Here is an 18,057-nt window from a genome sequence, read left to right as displayed (position 1 = left end):
CTAATAATTATATTACTAGTGCTTATAGTGCTAGCACTGCACTTTCAGCTACGACTACTCAAGCGCCGCAGCGTCCTATTGGTCGCTTTGCACCTTCGCCTACGGGTGAGTTGCATCTTGGCTCTTTGACTACAGCGCTAGCTAGCTTTTGCCACATCAAATCTTTGGGTGGCGACTGGTTATTACGTATTGAGAATACTGATACTGAGCGTTGTGATGCCCAGTTTAGCGAGCAGATACTATTAGATTTAGAGGCTTTAGGTTTGCACTGGGATGGCGATGTTATCTATCAGTCTGAGCGTACTGACATCTATAATGAGTATCTAGCATCGAACCTGCGTCCGCTAACTTATGGCTGTCAGTGCTCGCGTAAGAGCCTAGCAAATTTTTGGGCACAGCAGCAACCAACAGCTACTATACTCCATGACAAATACTCAATCGATAGTTCTATGAGCCTTCATCAGCCTGATCGGCAGCGCTATCCTCGCTGTTGTATCGCTGCTGATCTTGATGAGCATCAGCATAAGCTGCGTATACAACTACCGGATTATGACATGGGTTTTATGGATCATATCCAAGGGCTACAATGGGCTAATCCCCAGCAAACCTTAGGTGACATGGTGGTGCGTCGACAAGACGGCCTCATTAACTATATCTTAGCGGCTAGTATTGATGATGGCTTGCAACAAGTAACTCATATAATGCGTGGCCTCGATATCTTACCGATGACTACCGCACAGATAGCTATCATGCAGGCGGCTAAATTACCGGCTATTGATTACTGGTATCATTTGCCATTGCTATTCAACGCTGAAGGTCAAAAGCTCTCTAAGCAGAATTTGGCACAACCTATAGATACTAGCCAGCCTAGTGAACTACTAGCCACTGCCTTGCGCTTATTACAGCAACCCGCTGTGGATATAGATACCCCAGAACGTATGCTAGCGCAAGCTATTACCCAATGGGATAATGCGCCGTTACAAGGCCGACAGCAATTGGCTATAGTTGAGGACTAAAAGTGCGCTGAAAAAAACGCCGCTATTAGCAGTAGCGGCGTTTTTTGATAAGCATTTGGTTTTTCGTTATAGCATTATAAAAAGAAAACAGAAAGAAAATAGCGTTGAAGATTAGAAATAACGGCACTGGCTTTTTTCTATCTCAGGGCTTTCTTTATAAATCTTTAATAATAACGCTACCATCACTAAACTAATCAACATTGAAGATCCACCGTAACTGAAGAATGGCATAGTCAGACCTTTAGTTGGCATCGCGCCCATGTTCATCGCCGCATTAATGATAGTCTGAGCAATAAAAATAACCCCAATACCAAAAGCGGTATAGCTCATACGCATCTGCCGACGTTTGAGGGCATTATAACTAATGCGCATAGCGCTACCAATGATCAGCGCTTCGAGCAACAGCACCATGGTCACCCCAACGAAGCCTAACTCTTCACCAGTAATCGCTAACAAGAAATCAGTATGGGCTTCAGGTAGATGCGATAGCTTCTGTACGCTCTCACCATAACCTACGCCAGTGAACTGACCACGGCCAAAAGCGATAAGGCTACGTGCCAACTGATAATCAGTATCTTGAATATCGTCAAAAGGGTCTAAAAATGACAAAGCGCGCGTGAGTCGATACTGGACTAAGGTTACTGCTAGGACGCCAAGAGCCCCAACTACCGCACCTAGTGCTAAAAACTGCTTATAAGGCGCGCCAGCGATATAGAAAATCGCAAATACGGTGCCAACTATGACTACCAAGGAGCCAAAATCAGGTTGCAGCAGTAATAACAAAGTCAACATGCCTATGACTAAGGATATACGCAAAAACCCATCCCAACCGTTTCGCACTTCAAAAGAACGTCGCACCACAAAATCAGAGACAAAAACAATAACCACTAACTTGGCAAGCTCGGCAACCTGAAAGTTGATAAACACTAAATTAAGCCAACGTTTAGAGCCATTAATGGGCGTACCGAATAAGGTAGCTACTAATAGCAAGGCTGTGATACCCAACAAGATAAATTGAGTGCCTGTCTGATACAAGGTCTTTAGCGGTACTAGATAATAGGCCAACATCGCTGCGAACAAGCCTATACCCATATATAGCAGCTGACGATCGAAGAAATGCAACTCAGTCATACCACGACTCAGCGCAAAAGGTATCGAAGCAGACGCTACCATGAGCAAGCTCAACACCATGATACAGCCAACACTAGATAACAGTATAGAACGTACTGACGGCAGCGAAAGGACGCCATCTGAGCCAGTAGTTGCTTGAGATTTAGAAGATTTATTAAGAAAGGAGAGCGCCATAATATTTAAACACACTAACGAACGAACGAACGAAGAACACGGCGCCTAGCCTATATAAGAAAAAGACGCCACCGTTTAACGATAAACAACCTGCTTGCTGCTAAAAACTGTTTTTGATAGCCAACGGTCTTTGCTACAGCATAGCTCTGGGGATAACACCGTCTTTAAAGCACAGTAGCAGTAATAGACTGGCAAAACAATGGTTTATCTTAGTACAATGCTACTAGCTACTCATATACCACTATGCGTTAGTAGTATCAGTTGTTGCAAGCAAGTTGCTTGACCAACTGCTCAAAATACTCACCGCGTGCTGCATAGCCACTGAACTGATCAAAGCTGGCACAGGCAGGAGACAGTAGTACGGCTTGTACTTGCGATAGACTACTCTCAGTCAGCTGCTGAATAATAACAAAGGCGTTGTCCAAAGTTTGACACTGATGCAATCTAACCTCATCACTGAGCTTGGCGGCGCGCAACTCCTGTTCGATCCGAGCACTATCTTCACCGATACATAAAACTTGGCTGACATACTTATTAATATAAGGACTCAACTCACCAAACTGCTGCGCCTTGCCTTGACCGCCTAATATCAAAAGTAACTTGCCATCTTTGGGAGCATATACTGCCCCTAAGCCTTCAATAGCGGCTATTGTTGAACCTATATTTGTACCTTTAGAATCATTGAAATAGTCAATACCTGCTACGGTTGCTAAGTACTGACAACGATGCTCAAGGCCAGTGAACTGTTGCAGAGTATTAAGCATACTCTCGAGGGGTAGACCTGCCAGCTCACCGAGCGCTAGCGCCGCTTGCGCATTAAGCAAATTATGACGACCTTTGATCAGCAGCTTATCTGCCGATAACAGCAGTTCAGTGCCGCGTGCCAAATAGATCTGTCCATCAGGCTCAGTAATAAGTCCAAAGTGGTTTTGGTCAGGCGCATGAATACCTGTACTTATACGTGGTAAATTGTCCGCCACTAAAGGACGGGTTAACGCATCCTCACGATTAATCACTACTGACTTTGCGCCATGAAAGATACGGTGCTTGGCTTGATGATAGCCAAGCATATCACCATGGCGATCCAGATGATCAGGCGACATGTTAAGCACAGTGGCTACTTGTGCGCCTAGATTAGTCACTGTCTCCAACTGAAAGCTGGACAACTCTAGTACTGCTAACTGCATATTAGCATTGGCTAATAGGGTCAGCGCTGGTACTCCAATATTGCCACCCACTCCAACGTCAACACCAGCATCAGCAGCCATTTGTCCTACTAAAGTAGTCACTGTACTCTTAGCATTAGAGCCAGTAATAGCTATTATAGGTACGTTACAAGCTTCGCAAAAAAGCTGTATATCGCTTATGACAGGAATATTAGCTTGACGAGCAGCAGCAACAGCGGCCGTGGCTAGTGAAATACCAGGGCTAATGATGATACGTGCTGCCTGTAGCAGTAATTCAGCATCGATGTCTCCAAACTGACGTATTTCAACTGCTGCGGGTAATTGATCGGCCAGTTTTGGTACGCTTTGGCTATCAGTTACTGCTACTCGATAGCCTTGTTCGGCTAGATAACGTGCTGTCGAGAGCCCTGACTGCCCTAAGCCAACTACTACTTGTAGGCCACCGCCTTTTTGAATTAGAGTATCTATTGTGGCAAGGCTAGTCATATTTTATCCTTTTATACTGCGGGTTATACTACTAGTTGGGTCTTATTGCTCCATTGCATGGCATCATAACGCTATCGTTCATGTTTCGATACTGCTTTTTTGCCACTTTATGCTATTATGCGCATACTTTTATGGCCAATCGACAGCCATTAATTACTTCTCTATTAATACTTTCATTATGTATGGTTGATACCTTGTTTCAGCCTACTTCGTCGTAGCTACTTACGCTTCATCATATTTTATCATTAAATATACTGCAACGACTCAGTAGCTATAGTCATTATTTAGGCTTTATGCTCATTTATCATGCTTTATTATTAGCCTAAATGATCTCGCACTAGTGCTCAATAGTATTGATCTATTGAGCAACGCGGTAGCTTATTGAAGGCGGGCCATCCTCTATTATGGATCATCGCTCCCTTTCAATAATGATTACTTTTTTTGCCTTTAACCCTATGCAGTTTACTTATGACATCTTATATTGATAGCTTACGTGACGAATGGTTTTCTAATGTACGCGGTGATATTTTATCGGGTACCGTGGTTGCACTAGCGCTGATTCCAGAGGCCATTGCCTTCTCTATTATCGCTGGCGTTGATCCAAAAGTAGGCTTATATGCTTCTTTCTGTATCGCCGTAGTCATTAGCTTTGTAGGTGGCCGCCCAGGGATGATCTCAGCGGCGACTGGAGCTATGGCTTTAGTGATGGTTGATCTAGTCGCTGATTATGGCTTACAGTATCTATTAGCCGCCACCTTACTGTGTGGTGCTATGCAGATTGTAATGGGTATCTTAAAGCTTGGCAACTTAATGCGTTTTGTCTCACGCTCAGTAGTGATAGGTTTCGTCAATGCTCTGGCGATTTTGATCTTCGCCGCCCAAATACCGGAACTAAATCCGATGACTGAGCGAGTAGGCTTGACGGTCTATATTATGACCGCTGCCGGATTAGCTATTATCTATCTGTTTCCGTTGATTCCTAAAATCGGTCGCGTGCTGCCCTCACCCTTAGTCTGTATCGTTGGGCTTACCGCAGTCGCTATGTACCTGAATTTGGACATTCGTAATGTTGGCAGCATGGGTGAGTTACCTGACTCGCTACCTATGTTTTTGTTGCCTGACATTCCCCTTAATTTAAATACCTTACTTATCATTGCTCCTTATTCTATTACCCTAGCGATTATTGGTCTGCTTGAGTCTATGATGACGGCTACTATTGTTGATGAATTGACTGATACGCCTAGTAATAAGAACCGTGAATGCCGTGGTCAAGGTATTGCCAACGTAGTTGCTGGTTTTTTCGGTGGTATGGCTGGCTGCGCGATGATTGGTCAGTCAATGATCAACGTAAAATCAGGGGGACGCACACGCCTATCAGCCTTGATAGCGGGTGTGGTGCTTTTGATTATGGTGGTATTCTTAAGCAAATGGGTCAGTCAAATACCGATGGCCGCTTTAGTAGCAGTAATGATTATGGTATCGATTGGTACCTTTAATTGGCAATCTATTCGCGAATTTAAGACCCATCCAATGTCCTTTAATATCGTTATGTTAGCGACAGTGCTGACTACTGTGTTCACCCACAATTTAGCTTATGGTGTGGGCGTGGGTGTATTGCTATCTGCCTTATCATTCGCTAATAAAATAGGTCAGTTCTTGACGGTCTTTAGTGAATATGATGATAGTAGCAACACTCGCTATTACTATGTGCAGGGACAAGTGTTCTTCGCTTCAACGACTCAGTTTTTGAATAGTTTTGATACTAAAGAAGCTTTAGACCATATCGAGATCGATGTAAGCCAAGCCCACTTTTGGGATATTAGCGCCGTCGATACTTTGGATAAGCTAGTGATACGCTTGCAACGTGAAGGCATTGATGTCAGAGTAGTAGGGCTTAATAATGCTAGCCGTACTTTGATTGATCGCTTTTCTATCCATGATCGTCGTGACATTGGCTTGCTTGATTAAGGCGTATTGATTAATGGGCGTATATGAGCGCTCCGGTTTGCCTGTATTTACCTTGCTAGATGATGTGACGGTGTTATGAGTAATTTAAAAACAGATAGCGTTATCGCTTGTTTGGATTGTCCTGATCACGTGCAGTCAGTGTTGGATGCTAGCATGTGGGCATCGAAGCGTATGCAAGCGCCGATAGGTCTGCTGCATGCAGTGCCTAGTATGCAACAAAAAGCAGCCATCGATTATTCCGGCTGTCTAAATATCGATGATGAAAGCTACTTGCTCGATCAGTTTGCTAGTAAGGAGCATCTGAGTAACAGTGAGCTAAAAGCCCATGGTAGGCTGTTGTTGTACCAAGCAGCGGCTTATTGTCTAGAGCATCAACCTAAACGTCAGACTTATCCTTTGCATAGGCATGAAAATCTAAGCGAAAGTATCGATTATATCGATGACATAGCCCAGCTCCTGGTCATCGGTCATCAAGTAACTTGTAAATCGACCTTGTGCCAGCTAATTCGTCTTAGCCACTGCCCTATTTTGGTGACTCCTGCACCATTTTTGCCCCCAACTACTGCCTTATTTGCTTTTGATAATCGTCCTACTACTCATAAAATGCTCAATTGGCTCTGTAAAACTCCATTAGTGCGCACGCTAACTATCCACATCGTTATGGTCGGCAAAGAGAATTCTGAAAACTGTGATGCTTTAAGAGAAGCCTATGCTCGTCTCAAACAAGCGGGGCTTAGTTGTAAGAAAAAGCTACTAGACTGCCGTGATGTCAGTGCTGCTCTCAACTATTATCAAAGCGAACATAATATAGGTCTGCTAATGACTGGCGCTTTTGGACAATCACGCTTTCGCGAGCTGTTGCAAGGTAGCGATACTAAAAAACTGCTAGGCAGCACTAAGACTCCTTATCTACTTTTCCCAAAATCTTAGTACCGTGAACAATCTAAATATTCTTAACTCTATTAACACTCTAAGCTTTATGCCCTCGCCACTTTGATAGTCTTTTTTGATAGTCTCTCAATAACGATCAACTACTAGTAGCACTTATTTCTATGCTGCTATGGTTGATGGTTGCTACTGTCAGCAATCGATCAACGATCAACCAGCCAACGACCAGCGACTGTCATTATTGATAGTCCAGCTAACCCTTTGCTTGCCCCAGCTTACCTTATTATCCGATCTAGTCTTCGAGCACTGGTACTGCTCAATCATCCCTACCTCTACCTTACTAGCAAGCTGAACGCCCACCGTTGAACATTTCCACTCATTGTCAGCTGGTTATCTGGTGTCTGTTTTTAGCAAATCATCACAGGATACCCTCGCAAAAAGTTACTAAAGTTGGTTATAATAAAACCTTCGCTCGGGGACTGCCGACGATAGATCAACCCTATTTTCATAGCACTCATACCCTTTAAGATGCCGTTATAGGCATTTTATGCTGTTACTACTAAATTAATTTAAGACTGCTTAGTTCAAACGTACTTACCCCTTTTGAGCATGTTTGGCACAATTCTTGAATAAATTATAGTGAGCACAGTGGCGGTACGATGCACCAAAGCGCAAGCATCAGCCTGCGACATCACTTAGATAAGGAAATTCTTATGAAGCTAATCACTGCTATTTTAAAACCTTTTAAACTCGACGATGTGCGTGAAGCTTTGTCTGACATTGGCGTAAAAGGCGTCACTGTTACTGAAGTTAAAGGTTTTGGTCGCCAAAAAGGACATACCGAGCTTTATCGTGGCGCAGAATATGTGGTGGACTTTTTACCGAAAGTAAAAGTCGAAGTGGCGGTAATTGACGAAATGGTTGAGCCTGCTATCGAAGCCATCACTCGCATCGCTAGTACTGGCAAGATTGGCGACGGCAAAATATTCGTGACGGCGCTTGAGCAAGTCATTCGTATTCGTACCGGTGAGTCAGGTCCTGACGCTATCTAACAGCATTAACTATTTCTGAGCTCACTCTATAGCGCTTATTACAGTCCACTAATAAGCTCCTATAGGTAGTAGCTCTTGGCTGCGATCGGCCATCGATTCTACTATCGATAGCACTCTCAGCACCGAACACTGCATTGACAATTCAAGGGGGAATTAATATGCAAAGTCAGATTTTCGAACTACAGTACGCGCTCGACACGTTTTATTTTTTAATATGTGGCGCCCTAGTAATGTGGATGGCTGCTGGCTTTTCTATGTTGGAGGCTGGCCTAGTACGCTCTAAGAACACTGTTGAGATCTTAACCAAAAATATCGCACTTTTCGCTACGGCTTGTACTATGTACATGATCTGTGGGTATGCCATTATGTATGGTGGTGAGCTATTTTTGAGTGGCATTACTGGTGATGAGAGCTTAGTTGCCGATGCCTTGACTCAGTCAGCGAGTAGCGGCTTTGCTGGTGACTCAGTGTATTCAGTAGCCGCTGACTTTTTCTTCCAAGTGGTTTTTGTGGCGACTTGTATGTCTATCGTTTCAGGAGCTGTTGCTGAGCGCATGAAGCTCTGGTCGTTCTTATTATTCACAGTAGCTATGACTGGCTTTATCTATCCTTTAGAGGGCAGTTGGACTTGGGGTGGTAAGGATGTCTTTGGCTTATTTAATTTAGCTGATATCGGCTTTTCCGATTTCGCTGGCTCTGGTATCGTTCATATGGCTGGTGCCGCGGCGGCACTCTCAGGGGTGTTGCTATTAGGGGCACGTAAAGGTAAGTATGGTTCTAGAGGAGAAATACGAGCGATCCCTGGAGCTAATCTACCGCTAGCGGCGCTTGGTACACTTATCCTATGGATGGGTTGGTTCGGCTTCAACGGTGGCTCAGTACTGAAACTGGGTGATATCGCTAGCGCCAATACTGTAGCTATGGTGTTCCTAAATACTAATGCGGCGGCAGCAGGAGGAGCTATCGGCTCTTTGCTACTGGCTCGTATCATCTTCGGTAAAGCCGATCTAACTATGCTCTTAAATGGTGCATTGGCAGGTCTAGTAGCTATTACTGCAGAACCTACAACGCCATCAGCATTACAAGCGACGCTGTTTGGTGTAGCAGCAGGAATCATTGTAGTATTAGCTATCCTTGCTTTGGACAAAATGAAGATCGATGATCCTGTAGGGGCTATTTCGGTACATGGGGTGACAGGTCTATTTGGGCTATTAATCGTACCCCTCACTAATCCGGCAGCTACATTTATAGGTCAGTTCGTTGGCGCTATCACCATCTTCACTTGGGTATACGTGGCCAGCTTAATAGTTTGGGTAATCATTAAGGCCCTAGTTGGTCTACGTATTTCCGAGGAACACGAGTATGAAGGGGCCGATATAGCAGAATGTGGTATGGAAGCCTATCCTGAATTCACTAAATAGGCTGCTATAATGACCATTAGACTATCAAGTATAAACAAAAACCCCGCTAGACCTATAGGTTTAGCGGGGTTTTAATCATTACAATCTAAATAAGCAAGCTCTAAACAAGTACAATCTAAATAGACCTATAGCTTATTTCTTCTTCCAAGTTTGGCTACGAGAAAACGGTCCAATATAACCTTTTAGATCTAAAGTATTACCCTTTAGATTAGCAGTCATACGATAAGTTTTGTTTTTGGCAGGGTCAGTAATGTTACCACCACTGTATTTGCCATTACCGTCTGCCTTCAAGCCAGTGATCACAGTAGTACCAATATATTGCTTGGCCTTCTCTGTTGAACCACCAATTAGCTTACCCGTTAACACACCATTAGATTCGGTGATTTTGACTAGACCTTTAGGTTGGCCTTCATCAAAAGTTTGCCAAGTAGTATTGTGCAACGGGTCAGCGGCAAATGCCATAGTGGCCATACTGATTCCAGCTACTGCTAACACAGATTTTGTAAATAATTTCATAAATCGACTCCTTTCGTAAGATGATTATTCAAAATGTTAACTTTTAAAACAGGGTTATACGCTTATTATATCCTTTGCCATATTCTAACTATTGATCAGTCGTCTATCAGTTGTTTATCAAAACGCCTAATAATAATTAAGGTAATGAGCAATATAAACGTTGGACTAATTCATTATAAGCAAAATTCTAACTTTGCCTAGTAATTTTTTTATAGTATATTATTACTACAAAATCAAAACTATATCAAATAGTTACATAAAAGGATTATCTATATTTACGTCTGCTCGGTCACTTTTTAATTTTGACATTGACTCGTCATTACTGTTTTTATCGGAATCTGAGAAAGCTTGTAGGATTTTCTCCGTTAAGCGATGTAATTGCTCCGCTTGCTCACGTCCAAGCTCATTCAAATGCAAATCAAGGTCGCCATAAATAATAATTTTGTCCATTTGATTTTCGATAACTAGCTCACCAATTTGCATACTTTGATGATCATTAGCAAAAGGGTCAATCATTATTTTCTCCTATCCATTAAGCTATTAAGCAATGACTTGTCGTTAAAAGTATCACAACACTTGGCTTTATGAGTTCAGTATTGCCATTACCAGCCTTTAAAAATGGCCTTTAACTGCTCACTGTCCTCATGGACTTTGAGTACCTACATTTACTTAAGGGTCTATTTTTAATAGTATCGTTAAGCCAGTTGAAGACGTGGCCTACTCCTAAAAGCTAAGCGGTTTTATTTTAACTACATTCTAGCAGGTGTCAATATTAATAGACAATTATTGAATACTAAGCCTTTAATTGCGCTAATAGCCAGTCGATGATAACCATGACAAACCCCATCCATTCAGGGTCTTTATTCACGGTGTTAGCATTGTTGCCATTATCGTTATTGTTATTATTGTTATTAGCAGGATCCATTTCATTACCTGCCTTTAATGGCAAATCCAAGGCTTTTGACTTGGTTTGATGATCTAGCAGTGGCATAACGTCAATACCTGTCTGCGCTGTCAGCTCATCTAAACTAATAACCTCTATGCGCTCAGACTCATCATTCGGCGCGTAATAAACCCCCGCTTGGTTGATAGTTGGAATATAGACTGCTTTGTAAAAATGACTAGGTACTAAAACTCGCTGTTCAAGTTGCTTAGCTTTTTTATCGGTGAACGCCACCCCAGTAATGCTATAAACCTCGCCATACTGTTGGGTTAGATAACGAGTAGCCGATTCAATATTGCGCCAAATATAACGATTATTACGCGGTGACTGCGGGGCAATGTTGGCCAGACTAAAGCTGTCGTACTGCTGACTGCGATTGGCCATATCTCCATTGGGTGCTAGATGACCTCGGTCATAGCCTGAACCTGAGTAGTCAGCGAGTTTGGCACGCATAGACTTTGGTAAGCGGCTCTCTTCATGAAAACTGTCATCACGGTCGATCAGCTTCGCTTGCGTCAAACGCTCACGAGTCAGATATTCAGCTGACCATAACGGTGTTCGTGAGATGCCAGAATACATCACCGCAAAACCATCGAAGCATAACGCTTGAGTATTTTTGCTAAGTTTACTGTTTTCAGTAAATTCAGGGTAAATCCCAGCGTAGAAAGACTGGTTACACTGCGCCAAGTCATCAGCATGCGCCATCGATAATCCTGATATGGCAACGATGGTTATGCTCATAATGCTGATTTTAAGATTTGCTGTAAGCTGAGTTACAGCACTTTTTTTACGGTTTATGGTTATTAGCTTACTGTTGGTCGTCATCTAACTCTCTATCTCTCTATCGCTGTTCACACTTAGGCTCTATCCTAGCAGGCGCTGACCAATAAAGAAAGATAAGCGCTATTAATCAAAATCACCGTTCTCAAAACCGTGACATTGTGGCTACTATCGGCTATACTAAGCCGTCTAAAAACGGTGAAGTGGGTGAGTGGCTGAAACCGCACGCCTGGAAAGTGTGTATGCGTTAATAGCGTATCGAGGGTTCGAATCCCTCCTTCACCGCCATATCTTTTTCTACTTAATCCAAACCTCTGCTTTATTCTTCTGTTTTCCCAAAAATACTCTTTAAAACCTTTGACAGTTTAAAACCTTTAATAATAGTAAAACTTCTAGTCTTTGCTTATTATATTCTGCTGTCTGAAATATTGTTGTTTAACTCTATTTATCCTATCTGTTTTATTTATCTACTTCTTGATTACACTAGCAAGCTAAACGGTGGCAAGATTGGCAAGCTTAAACCGACTGTTATAGTTAATGTAATATAAAACCAGTCTTATCAAACATTTTTCAATATATTTAAAAAAAGCTAATACAGACTTCTGACGAGTTAAAAAGCAAAAACCGACGCTAATAGTGTCGGTTTTATACTTATACATTGATAGTTTTTACATACCAATTTGAGTGACTATAAAATAAATAATTGTGCCTACGTAATTGCCAATCACATAACCTACAGTACCAATAACTAGGATCGGGCCTACTAGATTAGTCCAACCCTTACTAATAGCTAAAGCTGCTGCAGTGGTAGGACCACCGATATTAGCATTGCAAGCTAGTACCACCTCTTCAACATTAAACTTAAATAATTTACCTATACCCATAGTAATAGCTAAATTAACCATAGCAATTATAAATACAAACACAAATAATAGCGGTGCTTTGGTGACAATCAAACTAATCGATGCCGGAATACCTATGACTACAAAGAACAAATAGATACAGTAAGTACCGAGTTCTTGACTGCCATTAAGGTTTTCAAAAGAGTTTTTAAAAATAGAAACTACGACGAATGTTATAGTTGTTAATAACAGATATTTATCAGTGATCAAACTAATGATAAGGCCAAGCACAATATTATCACTAGTACCCAACACCGCCTGTAAAAATGCTGATAGTTTGAATGAAATCAATACGATTAACATTGATGATGCTAAGCAAATTGCAATATCTTTTAAAGAGATGAGGTTGGGTTTCCAGAACGCTTCTGACAACGTGCGACTGTTTAGCATTTCTGGATTTTTTTCAATTGCATCCGTATGCGGCGAGCCCCATACACGGCGTATAATAGGTATGCCAGCTAAGCCAATCAGTATTAAGAAGTAAAAGGCCATCATCATATTATCAGCTACGATAGTAGCGGCATTAATGCTCTCACTTGGCGCTAACTTAGCCGACATGGCAGCGTAATTCACCCCACCACCACTATAGGATGCTGAAATCATACCACTGACTTTATCCAGTTCTGGAATGTAGTGACGTAAAGCCAAAAATGCCAAAACAGTACCGATCATGGTAGCTATAGAAGAAGTTAAAAATAGTAGTAGGAGCTTCCAACTTTCTTTAACCAGAGACTGTATGTTTGTTTTGAACAATAGTAAAGGTATGGCTAAAGGAACGATATAACCCCAAACGATGTCGTATGTAGGGGCATCTATTGGAATGATTTTCATGTTCGATGCCGCAATCGCAATCAATAGTGCGATGACGGCGCCTGGAATTTTACTAGCCCACTTGTAGCGCTGTTCAATGAAAATAGCAGAAGTTGCGGCAACCATAACGAATGTCCACAACGCTAAATGATCATCAGCCTGTATTAATGTTTCCATCATGTTCTTCCTTAAACCTGATATGTAAGTTTCTCAAAACTGGGAATTATTAATAATTAAGCAAATACAATGTCCCAATGAGCTGCACCGTAAAACTCATTTTTTTGCTTGTCGTTATAGGCCCAAAGCCGATTACCATAATCAAAGTGCCGCCATTCAGTGGTTAAGTTAGTAAAACCAACTTGAGTCATGACCGCATATAGCAAAAGAATACAACCTATCTATCTATCTATTTATTTATCTATAGGTCAAGTTAAATAAAATATACTCCATCTTAAGCTAAGACTCTTGTCTAAAATCTAGACTTATATATCTTAATAAATCACTCTCAACTGTCTTCACTCATTTAAATAAAGCTCAGCCATCCCATCAAGCCTAGCCTTGACCTCTTTCCAATTCGGCATCACTTGCGTCAGTAGCCGCCAAAAGTGCTCACTGTGATTGTGCTCAGCGATATGACATAGCTCATGCAGAATGACGTAATCGATGCATTCCTTTGGCGCTTTAACCAAATGCGGATTGAGTATGAGATTGCCTTTTGTCGAACAACTACCCCATTGTTTCTTCATCGCCAGCAGTCTAAATGATGGTATCTCTTCTACCCATGAAGCTTTGGTGAGCATGGCTTTAAGCCTAGCATGAAAGAGATTTTTTGCTTTATCTTGATACCATTGATCAATAAGGCTTTTTACCTTGTTCGCTCGTTCTTCAGCTTCTAGTTCAGCATCGCTTTGCGAAAATTCTACATTCAGCTTACCGCGACTAAGCTTAACGAGGCTATTTATAACCTTGTTATTTTCTACATTGATGAGCACTTTTAGGACATAACGACGACCCAGATAAAACTGGGTCTCACCGCTGACATAACGCTTAGGTAACACATGATCTTGCTGCTTGGCGAAGTCTTGTAGGCTTTGCCATATCCAGCGTGCGCGTTTCATCATCGCATCATGGATTATTGCATCTGTAGCATCGATAGGAGCAGTAGCAACCACACGTTGATCAGGATGTACCTTGATAACGATTTTACGAGATTTACTCGGTTTGCTCGGTTTGCTTTTTCCGGTAATAAGCGTATCGTTTTTATACTGGTCTTTTACGGCTTTATGCACGACTTCATAGTGAATTTTTTCTTCGCCATAATAAACTACGCCACTTTTAACCATTAGCCATCACCCTCTTGTTGCTCTGGGGATTTTGGTCTCTCTTGAGAGTCCAAGACGGGTAATCTTGAGCACGGCTTCTATAAGCTGTTGCGCTTTATCAATACCTAAGTCAGCAAATAGCATCGGCAGTAATTTGACGCTGATAGCGTTCTCAATCTGCGCCGGATTGATAGAATACTCAGCTACTGCGGTATTCACTACCTCATCAATTTTAAAAGCGTAAGCAACCAGCTGCTCATTATCAACACCTTTCTCGGCAAACGTAGCATCGCTATCGTCATTAAATAACTGTTTAAACAAACCAAAATACGCCTGCGCATGTTTGTTTAATTTGCCAGAGTCATCGATAAATTCATTCGGTATATCAACGACTTTACGCTCATCAACTTGTTGCTCAAGACCGAAAAACAGCAGGTACTGTTTTACTGGTGCATCGAACATTGCTTTGGCTTCTTCAATAGCTTGCTTAAGTAGCTTAGAAAAATATTCCTGCGCATAGGGATCATCAGCCAAATCTTGCTCAATCATTCTAGTGACACGACCGGTGATCTTATCGGTTTGATTACGAGCTTCATCGTCACTTATTGCCTCAGGCTGAATGTTTTTATCTACCTTGCCCGCATTGCCTAGGCCATCGACTAAGTAAACGCCTTTTGCCTCACGCACCTCAAGCCCCGCAATATGCTTATCGAGCAAGCTGCGAATATCCGCTTCATATTCATCGTAATCAATGGTTTCATCAGCGTCCGCGCGTACTTGTTTGCGCAGATTAACAAAGGCTTTTAGATCGGCTTTGTAGCGATCACGCTTACTATCAAAAAAGCTATCTGCAAAAAAAGACGCCGATTGCAAAGCAATTTTCATAGCGTTAGAGAATGCCGTTAAAGCTGCATAAAAGTCATCACGTTCTTTAAGCTTAGTATCGACTACTCTGCCATCGATATCTTGCATCTTAGGGGCTAGCACTTGTCTTAACGCTTGACCATCTTGTTTATTTTTCACTGAAGCGAAGATAGCCCACAGCTCACTATGCAGCTTTGGTAGCTGCTTGTACTCAGTGTCCATGCTGTTGTACATACCTCGGAGGTCTTCAATATCAAAGCCCCCTTGCGTACGCTCGGCAAGATCCTGGTACTTTTCAATGGTGATATCCAGCTCTTTTAAGATGCCACGATAATCAATCAGATAACCAAAGCGCTTCTTCTCATGCAAGCGGTTCACACGCGCAATTGCCTGAATCAAGTTATGCTGCTTTAATGGCTTGTCAATATACAGCACGGTGTTCTTTGGCTCATCAAAGCCCGTTAACAGCTTATCAACGACGATCATAATGTCAGGGCCATCATCTTGACTAAAGGCTTCGATAATCGCTTTGGTATAAGCTTTTTCGTCGCCACCATAGGCAGGTGCGACATTGGCTTGCCACCAGTTCTGGACGATATCTTTTGATTCAGCATCGACCGTGTCATGGCCTTCACGAGTATCAGGTGATGATATGGCAACCACCGATGACACTTTACCAATCTTGTCTAACGCCAGCTTATAGCGGATAGCAGAGGCTTTAGAATCACAAGCCAACTGTCCTTTTAGATGCTGCTGTTTAAAGTTTTGAAAGTGGTCAGAGATGTCATGAGCAATTAGCTCAATACGTCCTTCCGTTTGGTAAATTTGGCCCTTTTGGGAGAACTTACGTTTGAGATCGGTCTTTTGATCGCTAGTGAGCTTTTGGGTGATACGCTCAAACCAAGCATCAATGGCTTGATCATTGGTATTGAGCTCAGGGATACGCTCTTCGTATAACAGTGGGGTGACGGTTTTATCTTTCACCGCTTGCTGCATGGTGTAGGAGTGAATGATGCTACCGAATTTATTTTCAGTCTTATCGTCTTTAAGCAGTGGCGTACCGGTAAAGGCAATAAAGGCAGCGTTTGGCAGGGCCTGGCTCATACGAATATTGTTCTCACCATTTTGACTACGGTGACCCTCATCGACCATGACGATGATATTTGGGCTATCGTTATAGCACTCATCATACTTAACCGCTGAGCCAAACTTATTAATAATAGAGAAGATAACCCGCTCATTACCGTGACCGATTTGCTGTGCTAAACGACGACCAGAGGTTGCCATGGCATCGGTTTTGTCGCGATCACTTAATACGCCGCCTGAGGCAAAGGTTTGGCTGAGCTGAGTCTCAAGATCGACACGATCAGTGACCACAATAACCCGGCACTGTGCTAATGCTTCTAGCCAAATAAGTGCTTTGGAGAAGAACACCATGGTAAAGGATTTACCACTACCGGTGGTATGCCAAATCACTCCGCCATCACGGCTTCCGTGCTCATCAAAAGTGCTGATACGTTTAATCAAAGCTTTAATACCAAAGACTTGCTGATAACGGGCAACAATTTTGCCAGCCTTTTTATCAAACAAGGTAAACATGCGTGTCATCTCAAGCAGACGCTGTGGCTGTAAAAGACTGACAATTAAGCGGTCTTGGTCGGTAACCACCAAATCACCCGCATTAATCAGCGATAGGTAATCTCTGTTAGCAGAAGCAGGACGATGATCAAATAAATGCCTTAGCTGCTCATCATTAAGCTTTTGGTTTTTTAGCCGCTGAAACTCTGGCTCTTGGATCTCTTCTTCGACCCATTTTGCCCAGAACTTCTCAGGCGTTTTACAGGTTCCATAAAGACCGTCATGACCATTCACCGCTAGCAGTAATTGGCTATAAGCGAATAGATGCGGGATTTGTTTTTGACCTTGATTACGAATGTGCTGGGAGATAGCTTGAGCGTTAGTCGATTGCCCTTCTCTATTAGAATCAGGGCGTTTGGCTTCAATGACTACTAAAGGCAGACCATTCACAAAGCAGACGATATCAGGAATAACATTGCCTGTACCCTCGCTATTTTGTACCACAAACTCTTCGGTAAAGTGAAAGCTATTGTTATCTATATTTTCCCAATCTATCAGCCCAACAGTTTGGGAAGTTCTTTTGCCGTCAATAAACTCGGTGACTGTCACGCCATAGAGCATGGCGTTATAAAGCTTTTCATTAGCGAGCTGTAAGCCTAGATTCATCGCTGGGTTTAGCTCGTGCATGATTTTATCAGTGGCACTGTCTGATAGATGATGCGGCTTGCCTTCAAAGATAAAAGTTTGTTTGGCTAAGAACGCCCGCATGATAGGCAGTAATACCACTTGGTTAGTGGCTTTGTTAGTATTCGCCTGATTAGCTAGCAGCTTATTGCTACGCATGGCGTTGCATTGGCTTGGTGGAATAAACTGATAGCCTAGCGTAGTGAGTAAGGTTAAGGCAGGGATTTTTGCGCTAAATTCTTCTTGGAAATTGATGCTGGGATTAGTCATATCTAGCCACTTTAGACATAGCGTTTATTTGATTGCTTGTTTGCTTTTATTGATTGTAGCCTAAA

General features: G+C 42.4%; 13 protein-coding genes and 1 tRNA gene. 6 read left to right on the top strand and 8 right to left on the bottom strand.

What is annotated here, in order from left to right:
- Positions 1-77: 77 nt before the first annotated feature.
- The gene (gene gluQRS / locus KPY62_RS09340; RefSeq protein WP_324033940.1) at positions 78-1,016 is read left to right on the top strand and encodes a tRNA glutamyl-Q(34) synthetase GluQRS; all 939 of its coding nucleotides are present in this window, start codon (positions 78-80) and stop codon (positions 1,014-1,016) included.
- A gap of 111 nt (positions 1,017-1,127) precedes the next feature.
- Here gluQRS and ftsW read toward each other — a convergent pair whose 3' ends face one another.
- The gene (gene ftsW / locus KPY62_RS09335; protein WP_216581760.1) at positions 1,128-2,321 is read right to left on the bottom strand and encodes a putative lipid II flippase FtsW; all 1,194 of its coding nucleotides are present in this window, start codon (positions 2,319-2,321) and stop codon (positions 1,128-1,130) included.
- Between the two features lie 257 nt (positions 2,322-2,578).
- Positions 2,579-3,994 (bottom strand): UDP-N-acetylmuramoyl-L-alanine--D-glutamate ligase, encoded by a 1,416-nt coding sequence (murD, locus tag KPY62_RS09330; protein ID WP_216581759.1) that lies wholly within the window; start codon positions 3,992-3,994, stop codon positions 2,579-2,581.
- Between the two features lie 468 nt (positions 3,995-4,462).
- Here murD and KPY62_RS09325 point away from each other — a divergent pair, with 468 nt between their 5' ends.
- From KPY62_RS09325 to KPY62_RS09310, 4 genes are all read left to right on the top strand, one after another.
- Positions 4,463-5,962: a SulP family inorganic anion transporter gene (locus KPY62_RS09325; protein WP_216581758.1), complete on the top strand. Its 1,500-nt coding sequence runs from the start codon at positions 4,463-4,465 to the stop codon at positions 5,960-5,962.
- A 75-nt stretch (positions 5,963-6,037) separates the two neighbouring features.
- Positions 6,038-6,892, top strand: coding sequence for a universal stress protein (locus KPY62_RS09320; RefSeq protein WP_216581757.1), 855 nt, complete (start codon positions 6,038-6,040; stop codon positions 6,890-6,892).
- A gap of 671 nt (positions 6,893-7,563) precedes the next feature.
- Complete coding sequence (locus tag KPY62_RS09315) at positions 7,564-7,902, top strand: P-II family nitrogen regulator (protein ID WP_201622887.1); 339 nt, start codon at positions 7,564-7,566, stop codon at positions 7,900-7,902.
- Between the two features lie 158 nt (positions 7,903-8,060).
- Positions 8,061-9,323: an ammonium transporter gene (locus tag KPY62_RS09310; RefSeq protein ID WP_216581756.1), complete on the top strand. Its 1,263-nt coding sequence runs from the start codon at positions 8,061-8,063 to the stop codon at positions 9,321-9,323.
- A 132-nt stretch (positions 9,324-9,455) separates the two neighbouring features.
- Here the strand turns inward: KPY62_RS09310 and KPY62_RS09305 are convergent, their stop codons facing one another.
- The 3 genes from KPY62_RS09305 to KPY62_RS09295 all read right to left on the bottom strand — a co-directional run bounded on the left by KPY62_RS09305 (position 9,456) and on the right by KPY62_RS09295 (position 11,523).
- Positions 9,456-9,839: a DUF2147 domain-containing protein gene (locus KPY62_RS09305; protein ID WP_216581755.1), complete on the bottom strand. Its 384-nt coding sequence runs from the start codon at positions 9,837-9,839 to the stop codon at positions 9,456-9,458.
- Between the two features lie 252 nt (positions 9,840-10,091).
- Complete coding sequence (locus KPY62_RS09300; RefSeq protein ID WP_216581754.1) at positions 10,092-10,355, bottom strand: histidine phosphatase family protein; 264 nt, start codon at positions 10,353-10,355, stop codon at positions 10,092-10,094.
- A 277-nt stretch (positions 10,356-10,632) separates the two neighbouring features.
- Positions 10,633-11,523: a DNA/RNA non-specific endonuclease gene (locus tag KPY62_RS09295; RefSeq protein ID WP_228730636.1), complete on the bottom strand. Its 891-nt coding sequence runs from the start codon at positions 11,521-11,523 to the stop codon at positions 10,633-10,635.
- A gap of 236 nt (positions 11,524-11,759) precedes the next feature.
- On the opposite strand from KPY62_RS09295, the gene KPY62_RS09290 reads away from it, so the two are divergent.
- Positions 11,760-11,850 (top strand) — tRNA-Ser (locus KPY62_RS09290).
- 380 nt (positions 11,851-12,230) lie between these two features.
- On the opposite strand, the gene KPY62_RS09285 is transcribed toward KPY62_RS09290, so the two are convergent.
- The 3 genes from KPY62_RS09285 to KPY62_RS09270 all read right to left on the bottom strand — a co-directional run bounded on the left by KPY62_RS09285 (position 12,231) and on the right by KPY62_RS09270 (position 17,992).
- Entirely contained in the window at positions 12,231-13,454 is a 1,224-nt protein-coding gene (locus KPY62_RS09285; protein ID WP_216581752.1) for a DUF819 domain-containing protein, read from the bottom strand.
- 335 nt (positions 13,455-13,789) lie between these two features.
- A complete protein-coding gene (locus KPY62_RS09275) occupies positions 13,790-14,617 on the bottom strand; it encodes a M48 family metallopeptidase (protein ID WP_216581750.1) in 828 nt (275 codons plus the stop codon).
- A gap of 6 nt (positions 14,618-14,623) precedes the next feature.
- The gene (locus tag KPY62_RS09270; protein ID WP_216581749.1) at positions 14,624-17,992 is read right to left on the bottom strand and encodes a type I restriction endonuclease subunit R; all 3,369 of its coding nucleotides are present in this window, start codon (positions 17,990-17,992) and stop codon (positions 14,624-14,626) included.
- Between the last annotated feature and the right edge of the window lie 65 nt (positions 17,993-18,057).

Source organism: Psychrobacter sp. TAE2020 (genome assembly GCF_018919485.1).
In the GTDB taxonomy this organism is placed as follows: Bacteria; Pseudomonadota; Gammaproteobacteria; order Pseudomonadales; family Moraxellaceae; genus Psychrobacter.
The sequence above is the reverse complement of the archived record's forward strand: the minus strand, read 5'-3'. Positions and strand labels throughout refer to the sequence as shown.

Excerpts from the sequence above, each read along its gene's own strand:
- KPY62_RS09325 (WP_216581758.1), top strand. The coding sequence starts at position 4,463 with ATGACATCTTATATTGATAGCTTACGTGACGAATGGTTTTCTAATGTA.
- KPY62_RS09295 (WP_228730636.1), bottom strand. The coding sequence starts at position 11,523 with ATGAGCATAACCATCGTTGCCATATCAGGATTATCGATGGCGCATGCT.
- murD (WP_216581759.1), bottom strand. The coding sequence starts at position 3,994 with ATGACTAGCCTTGCCACAATAGATACTCTAATTCAAAAAGGCGGTGGC.
- ftsW (WP_216581760.1), bottom strand. The coding sequence starts at position 2,321 with ATGGCGCTCTCCTTTCTTAATAAATCTTCTAAATCTCAAGCAACTACT.
- KPY62_RS09270 (WP_216581749.1), bottom strand. The coding sequence starts at position 17,992 with ATGACTAATCCCAGCATCAATTTCCAAGAAGAATTTAGCGCAAAAATC.
- KPY62_RS09315 (WP_201622887.1), top strand. The coding sequence starts at position 7,564 with ATGAAGCTAATCACTGCTATTTTAAAACCTTTTAAACTCGACGATGTG.
- KPY62_RS09275 (WP_216581750.1), bottom strand. The coding sequence starts at position 14,617 with ATGGTTAAAAGTGGCGTAGTTTATTATGGCGAAGAAAAAATTCACTAT.
- KPY62_RS09320 (WP_216581757.1), top strand. The coding sequence starts at position 6,038 with ATGAGTAATTTAAAAACAGATAGCGTTATCGCTTGTTTGGATTGTCCT.
- KPY62_RS09285 (WP_216581752.1), bottom strand. The coding sequence starts at position 13,454 with ATGATGGAAACATTAATACAGGCTGATGATCATTTAGCGTTGTGGACA.
- KPY62_RS09300 (WP_216581754.1), bottom strand. The coding sequence starts at position 10,355 with ATGATTGACCCTTTTGCTAATGATCATCAAAGTATGCAAATTGGTGAG.
- KPY62_RS09305 (WP_216581755.1), bottom strand. The coding sequence starts at position 9,839 with ATGAAATTATTTACAAAATCTGTGTTAGCAGTAGCTGGAATCAGTATG.
- KPY62_RS09310 (WP_216581756.1), top strand. The coding sequence starts at position 8,061 with ATGCAAAGTCAGATTTTCGAACTACAGTACGCGCTCGACACGTTTTAT.